Annotated in this window: 5 protein-coding genes; 2 read left to right on the top strand and 3 right to left on the bottom strand. The window is 68.9% G+C overall.

All coding sequences use genetic code 11. The features are described from left to right. Positions 1-47: 47 nt before the first annotated feature. Both AC5P1C_RS23930 and AC5P1C_RS23925 read right to left on the bottom strand, forming a co-directional pair. Positions 48-266, bottom strand: coding sequence for a hypothetical protein (locus AC5P1C_RS23930; protein WP_493867956.1), 219 nt, complete (start codon positions 264-266; stop codon positions 48-50). Then, a complete protein-coding gene (locus AC5P1C_RS23925) occupies positions 263-565 on the bottom strand; it encodes a DUF937 domain-containing protein (RefSeq protein WP_493867955.1) in 303 nt (100 codons plus the stop codon). Before AC5P1C_RS23925 ends, AC5P1C_RS23930 begins: the two co-directional genes overlap by 4 nt. 302 nt (positions 566-867) lie before the next feature. Between AC5P1C_RS23925 and recD2 the strand changes: the two genes are divergently transcribed. Next, positions 868-3,126 (top strand): SF1B family DNA helicase RecD2, encoded by a 2,259-nt coding sequence (recD2, locus tag AC5P1C_RS23920; RefSeq protein ID WP_493867954.1) that lies wholly within the window; start codon positions 868-870, stop codon positions 3,124-3,126. 181 nt (positions 3,127-3,307) lie between these two features. Next, entirely contained in the window at positions 3,308-4,600 is a 1,293-nt protein-coding gene (locus tag AC5P1C_RS23915; protein ID WP_493867953.1) for a citrate synthase, read from the top strand. A gap of 455 nt (positions 4,601-5,055) precedes the next feature. Here AC5P1C_RS23915 and AC5P1C_RS23910 read toward each other — a convergent pair whose 3' ends face one another. Further along, positions 5,056-7,293, bottom strand: coding sequence for a heavy metal translocating P-type ATPase (locus AC5P1C_RS23910; RefSeq protein ID WP_493867952.1), 2,238 nt, complete (start codon positions 7,291-7,293; stop codon positions 5,056-5,058). Positions 7,294-7,307 lie beyond the last annotated feature (14 nt).

Raw genomic sequence — 7,307 nt, 5'->3', positions numbered from 1 at the left:
GGACATACCGGCGCGGCCCCGCCCCCAGGACGGACCAGTACCGTCGGCTACTTCCGCTTACCGCCCAGGACTTGACCCAGCAGACCCCCTAGCCCGCCCCCGCCCCCGCCGCCGCCCCCGCCGCCCCCGCGGCCCGCGGCACCCGCCCCCGCCCGCTTCGTCAGTACCGTCAGCAGCACCGGAATCAGCAGCTCGATCACGCGGGTCACGGACGCCGCCGGCAGCCCCGTCTTCTTCGCCACCGCGTTCGCCACCGGCCTGCTCATCTTCGCCAGCACCCCTGACAGCATTCCGCCCGCCGCCAGCCCCCCCCGAAGCCACCGAACCCGGCGATCCCCTGCGGAGGCGACGCCTCGGCGAGGGCCTGTTCCACTTCTTCCGCCTCCGCGGGGTCCTCCGCCTTCTCCCGCAGGTTTCCCGACAGTTCGGTCACCGTGGTGCCCACCACGTCCTGCGCCCCCGCGGCATCCGTACCGAGCAGCCCCGCGATCTCCTGAAGCTTGTCGTCGCCGAGTTCGTCGAGGACGTCCTTCTTCAGTGAGTTCTCAGAAGATTCTTCACTCATGGGCGAAACGCTACTTCTGCCCGACTTCGTCGGCACCCCGAAAGAAAGATGCCTTGCCCGTGCAACCCTTCCCGCCCCACGCGGGTCGTACTTTGCGTCGGGACTTCCGTGGGGGGGATCTGGGGGGATCGCGGAGTACCGACAGGGGAGGGGAGACCCGTAGGGGCCCGGCCGACAGGCACGGGCCCCTACGGGTCTCCCCTCCCAGGGGTATCCATGGGTATCCACGGGTGTCCACGTCTCCCCTCCCAGAGTTATCCACAGGCCCCCACGCTGTCAGCGCCGAGCGGTAGCCTCGGATCATGTCGAGTCCAGCCGCGGCAACATCCGCGTCCGCAGTGGTCGAAGGCGTCCTGGAGCGGATCACGTACGCCAACGAGGAGAACGGGTACACGGTCGCCCGCGTGGACACGGGCCGCGGCGGCGGCGACCTCCTCACCGTCGTCGGCGCACTGCTCGGCGCGCAGGTGGGAGAGTCCCTCCGCATGGAGGGCCGCTGGGGCTCCCACGCCCAGTACGGCAAGCAGTTCACGGTGGAGAACTACACCACCCTCCTCCCCGCCACCATCCAAGGCATCCGCCGCTATCTCGGCTCCGGCCTCATCAAGGGCATCGGCCCCGTCATGGCCGACCGCATCACCACCCACTTCGGCGTGGACACCCTCGACATCATCGAGAAGGAGCCAGGGCGCCTCGTCGAAGTCCCCGGCCTCGGCCCCAAACGCACCAAGATGATCGCCGCGGCCTGGGAGGAACAGAAGGCCATCAAGGAAGTCATGGTCTTCCTGCAGGGCGTCGGCGTCTCCACCTCCATCGCCGTCCGCATCTACAAGAAGTACGCGGACGCCTCCATCTCCATCGTGAAGAACGAGCCCTACCGCCTGGCCGCCGACGTCTGGGGCATCGGCTTCCTCACCGCGGACCGCATCGCCCAGTCCGTGGGCATCCCGCACGACAGTCCGGAGCGCGTCAAGGCAGGCCTGCAGTACGCACTCTCGCAATCCACCGACCAGGGCAACTGCTATCTCCCGGAGGACCGCCTCATCGCGGACGCGGTGAAGCTGCTCCAGGTGGACACGGGCCTGGTCATCGACTGCCTCGCGGAGCTGGCCAAGGAGGAGGAAGGCGTCGTACGCGAGGTCGTCCCGGGCCCCGCCGGGGAAGAAGACGTCACCGCCGTCTACCTCGTCCCCTTCCACCGCGCCGAACTCTCCCTCTCCGCCCAGCTCCTGCGCCTCCTCAGGACCCGGGAAGACCGCCTGTCCGCCTTCCGGGACGTTGCCTGGGACAAGGCCCTCTCCTGGCTCGCCACCCGCACGGGCGCCGATCTCGCCCCCGAGCAGGAGGCGGCCGTCAAGCTCGCCCTGACGCAGAAGGCCGCCGTCCTCACCGGAGGCCCCGGCTGCGGCAAGTCCTTCACGGTGCGGTCCATCGTGGAGCTGGCCCGCGCCAAGAAGGCGAAGGTCGTCCTGGCCGCCCCCACGGGCCGCGCCGCCAAGCGTCTCGCCGAGCTGACCGGCGCCGAAGCCTCCACCGTGCACCGCCTCCTGGAGCTCAAGCCGGGCGGAGACGCGACGTACGACAGGGACCGTCCGCTCGATGCCGACCTCGTGGTGGTCGACGAGGCGTCCATGCTGGACCTGCTCCTGGCCAACAAGCTGGTGAAGGCCGTCGCCCCCGGCGCCCACCTCCTGTTCGTCGGCGACGTGGACCAGCTGCCGAGCGTCGGCGCCGGTGAGGTCCTGCGGGACATGCTCAGCGAGCAGAGCCCCATCCCCGCCGTCCGGCTCACCCACATCTTCCGCCAGGCCAAGCAGTCGGGCGTCGTCACGAACGCCCACCGCATCAACTCCGGGGTGCCGCCCATCACCCAGGGCCTGAACGACTTCTTCCTCTTCGTCGAAGACGAGACCGAGGACGCGGGACGGGTCACCGTCGACGTGGCGGCGAACCGCATTCCGGCGAAGTTCGGCCTCGACCCCCGCCGCGACGTCCAGGTGCTCGCGCCCATGCACCGCGGCCCCGCGGGCGCGGGGAACCTGAACGGCCTGCTCCAGCAGGCCATCACCCCCAGCAGACCGGACGTGCCGGAGAAGCGCTTCGGCGGCCGGGTGTTCCGCGTGGGCGACAAGGTCACCCAGATCCGCAACAACTACGAGAAGGGGCAGAACGGCGTCTTCAATGGCACCGTCGGAGTAGTCACCTCGCTCGACGCCGACGAGCAGCGGCTCACGGTCCTGACGGACGAGGACGAGGAGATTCCGTACGACTTCGACGAACTGGACGAACTGGCCCATGCGTACGCCGTCACCATCCACCGCTCCCAGGGCAGCGAGTATCCGGCGGTGGTGATCCCGGTGACCACGGGGGCATGGATGATGCTGCAACGGAACCTGCTCTATACGGCGGTCACGCGCGCCAAGAAGCTGGTCGTCCTGGTCGGTTCGCGCAAGGCTCTGGGACAAGCGGTGCGCACGGTCTCCGCGGGCAGACGCTGTACGGCCCTGGATTTCCGGCTCGCCGGAGGATCCTCCGGAAATTTTGATCGATCAAACGAGTAGGAAAGGTCACAGAGCACTTCCGCAACCGGGGCACAGGGGGCAGGATGAGTAGGTTGGCGGCACTGAGTGCCGCCAATAGGCCCATTGGTCGACCCCGAGTGCACTCTCCAGGGCCAAATGGGGGATGGTAGAGACAGTCAGGGCACCTCGAAGAAGAGGCACAACGTCGGTGAGGGATGACGTGAGCGACAACTCTGTAGTACTGCGGTACGGCGATGGCGACGAGTACACCTACCCGGTGATCGACTCAACTGTCGGCGACAAGGGCTTCGACATCGGGAAGCTCCGCGCCCAGACCGGTCTGGTGACCCTGGACAGCGGCTATGGCAACACCGCCGCCTATAAATCCGCCATCACCTACCTCGACGGCGAGCAGGGGATCCTCCGGTACCGCGGCTATCCGATCGAGCAGCTGGCAGAGCGCTCCACCTTCACCGAGGTGGCGTACCTGCTGATCAACGGCGAACTGCCGAAGGTGGACGAGCTCGCCGGCTTCAAGAACGACATCACGCAGCACACCCTGCTGCACGAGGACGTCAAGCGGTTCTACGACGGCTTCCCGCGCGACGCCCACCCGATGGCGATGCTGTCGTCCGTGGTCAGCGCGCTGTCGACGTTCTACCAGGACAGCCACAACCCGTTCGACGAGGAGCAGCGCGACCTCTCGACGATCCGCCTGCTCGCCAAGCTTCCGACGATCGCGGCGTACGCCTACAAGAAGTCCGTGGGCCACCCGGTCGTCTACCCGCGCAACGACCTCGGCTACGTCGAGAACTTCCTGCGCATGACCTTCTCGGTGCCGGCCGCCGAGTACGACCTCGACCCGGTCGTCGTCTCCGCGCTGGACAAGCTCCTGATCCTGCACGCGGACCACGAGCAGAACTGTTCGACCTCCACCGTGCGTCTGGTGGGCTCGTCGCAGGCGAACATGTTCGCCTCGATCTCCGCCGGCATCTCGGCCCTGTGGGGCCCGCTGCACGGCGGCGCCAACCAGTCGGTCCTGGAGATGCTCGAGGGCATCAAGCAGGACGGCGGCGACGTCGACACCTTCATCCGCAAGGTGAAGAACAAGGAAGACGGCGTGAAGCTCATGGGCTTCGGGCACCGCGTCTACAAGAACTTCGACCCCCGGGCGAAGATCATCAAGGCCGCGGCGCACGACGTCCTCTCGGCTCTCGGCAAGGACGACGAGCTGCTGGACATCGCCCTCAAGCTCGAAGAGCACGCGCTGGCCGACGACTACTTCGTCGAGCGCAAGCTCTACCCGAACGTGGACTTCTACACGGGCCTCATCTACCGCGCGATGGGCTTCCCGACCGAGATGTTCACCGTGCTGTTCGCGCTCGGCCGCCTTCCCGGCTGGATCGCGCAGTGGCACGAGATGATCAAGGAGCCGGGATCCCGTATCGGGCGCCCGCGCCAGATCTACACCGGTGAGGTTCTCCGGGACTTCGTCCCGGTCGAGGGTCGCTGACCTTCGCATCACCCCCAGCGAAAAGCGCCCCGCCGCCGATCCCCCCACGGGTCGACGGTCGGGGCGCTTTCCTGTTTCCCGGTGCGGATTCCCCCCACGGGATCCGGCCGGGCGTCTGTGGTGGCAGCGCGCCAGTTGTCCTGCTCGTACTGCCTGTACCGCTCGTGCTGCGATCTGCCGGGACGCGTACGTGTCGGGAGGGCCGCTCAAAGCTCCCCGGTGCACGTGCCCCGGCCAACGCATTCCTAGGAACATCCCCCAAGATGTCCCCGATGTCTAGAGACGTCCCCCAAGACGTCCCTGGCATCGCCCTCTTAGACTCGCGAGCCCCCCGAATGGTTACGTTCGGATCGCTGTGATCTGCGTCTCCTGCATATGTCCTGTACATGCGCAAGAGGTCCGATATGTCGATCGGGACTCAGGCGTGAGAATGCTGCAACCACTATGTGAAGAGTCTATGTGAAAGTCCTGAGACGGAGACTGTTCGTCACGACGAAAACCGACGAGAACGCCATCGCGGCGCCCGCGATCATCGGGTTCAGGAGCCCGGCCGCGGCCAGCGGCAGCGCGGCCACGTTGTAGCCGAAGGCCCAGAAGAGGTTGCCCTTGATCGTGGCGAGTGTCCTACGGGAGAGCCTGATCGCGTCGGCGGCCCCGCGCAAGTCCCCACGCACCAGCGTCAGATCGCTCGCCTCTATCGCCGCGTCCGTCCCCGTGCCCATCGCGAGGCCCAGATCGGCGGTGGCGAGCGCCGCCGCGTCGTTGACCCCGTCCCCGACCATCGCGACGACCTTGCCCTCGCGCTGCAGCCGTCGTACGACATCGACCTTGTCCTCGGGCAGGACCTCTGCGTACACGGCGTCGGTGTCGATGCCGACGGCCTTCGCCACCGCCTGGGCGACGGCCCGGTTGTCCCCGGTGAGCAGCACCGGCGCGAGCCCCAGGGCGCGCAGCTCGCGGACCGCTTCGGCGCTGGTGTCCTTGACGGTGTCGGCGACGGTGAGGACACCGCGTGCCTGGCCGTCCCAGGCGACCAGGACGGCCGTACGTCCTGCCGCCTCGGCCTCCGCCTTGAGCGCGGCCACCGAGGCGAGCCCCTCGACCCCCGCGTCCGTGAGCAGCCGCTCGCGCCCCGCGAGGATCGCGTGCCCTTCCACTGTGCCGCGCACGCCGGTCCCCGCGACGTTCGCGAACCCCTCCACGGCGGGCAGCGCGCCCGCCTCGATCCCCAACTCCGCGGCGGCGCCCGCCGTGATCGCCCGCGCCACGGGATGCTCGGAGGCGTGCTCCAGGGCTCCCGCGAGCCGCAGCAATTGCTTCTCCTCGGTCCCCTCGGCGGCGTGCACGTCCCGCAGCGTCATGCGCCCCGTCGTCACCGTGCCGGTCTTGTCCAGGACGACGGTGTCCACCCGGCGCGTGGATTCCAGGACTTCGGGGCCCTTGATGAGGATGCCGAGCTGCGCGCCGCGCCCCGTGCCGACCATCAGCGCGGTCGGCGTCGCCAGGCCGAGCGCGCACGGACAGGCGATGATCAGGACGGCGACGGCCGCCGTGAACGCGGCGGTCACATCGCCGGTGGCGCCGAGCCAGCCGCCGAGCGTGGCGGTGGCGATCATCAGGACCACCGGCACGAAGACCCCGGCGATCCGGTCGGCGAGGCGCTGCACCTGGGCCTTGCCGGTCTGCGCGTCCTCGACGAGCTTGGCCATCCTGGCCAGTTGGGTGTCGGAGCCGACACGCGTCGCCTCGACGACGAGCCGCCCCGAGACGTTCGCGGTCGCCCCGGTCACCGTGTCGCCCGCGGCCACGTCCACCGGGACGGACTCGCCGGTGAGCATGGAGACATCGACCGCGGACGCGCCGTCGACGACGGTTCCGTCGGTCGCGACGGTCTCCCCCGGGCGTACGACGAAACGGTCGCCGACGGCGAGACGCGCGACCGGTATGCGGACCTCCGCGCCGTCGCGCAGCACGGCCGCGTCCTTGGCGCCCAGTTCGAGCAGGGTGCGCAGGGCCGCGCCCGCCTTCCGCTTGGAGCGGGCCTCCAGCCAGCGGCCGAGCAGGATGAACGTGATGACGCCCGCGGCGACTTCGAGATAGAGCGTCGAGGACGCCTGCGCACGCGACACCGTGAACTCGAAGCCGTGCCGCATCCCCGGCATCCCCGCGTCCCCGAGGAAGAGCGCCCACAGCGACCAGCCGAACGCGGCGAGCGTGCCCACCGACACCAGCGTGTCCATGGTCGCCGCGCCGTGCCGCAGGTTCGTGAACGCCGCCCTGTGGAAGGGGAACCCGCCCCACACGACGACGGGCGCGGCCAGGGTCAGCGAGAGCCACTGCCAGTTGTCGAACTGGAGGGAGGGGACCATCGCGAGCAGGACGACGGGCAGCGAGAGCGCCGCGGAGCCGATCAGGCGCTGGCGCAGGGTGTCGGGCTCGGTGATGTCGGCGGTGGTCGCCGGCGCCTCCGGCTCGGCGGGGGCCGGGACGATCTCCTCCGCCGTGTAGCCCAGCTTCTCGACCGTCGCGATCAGCTGCGCGACCTCGGTCCCTTCCGCGTACGAGACCTTCGCCTTCTCCGTGGCGAGGTTGACCGACGCGGTCACGCCCTCCACGCGGTTCAGCTTCTTCTCGATGCGGGCGGAGCAGGAGGCGCAGGTCATTCCGCCGACGGCGAGTTCGACTTCGTTCATGGCTCTTTCGTACG

It is taken from the genome of Streptomyces sp. A18, from assembly GCF_059026065.1.
This window is presented reverse-complemented; position numbering and strand designations above follow the sequence as displayed.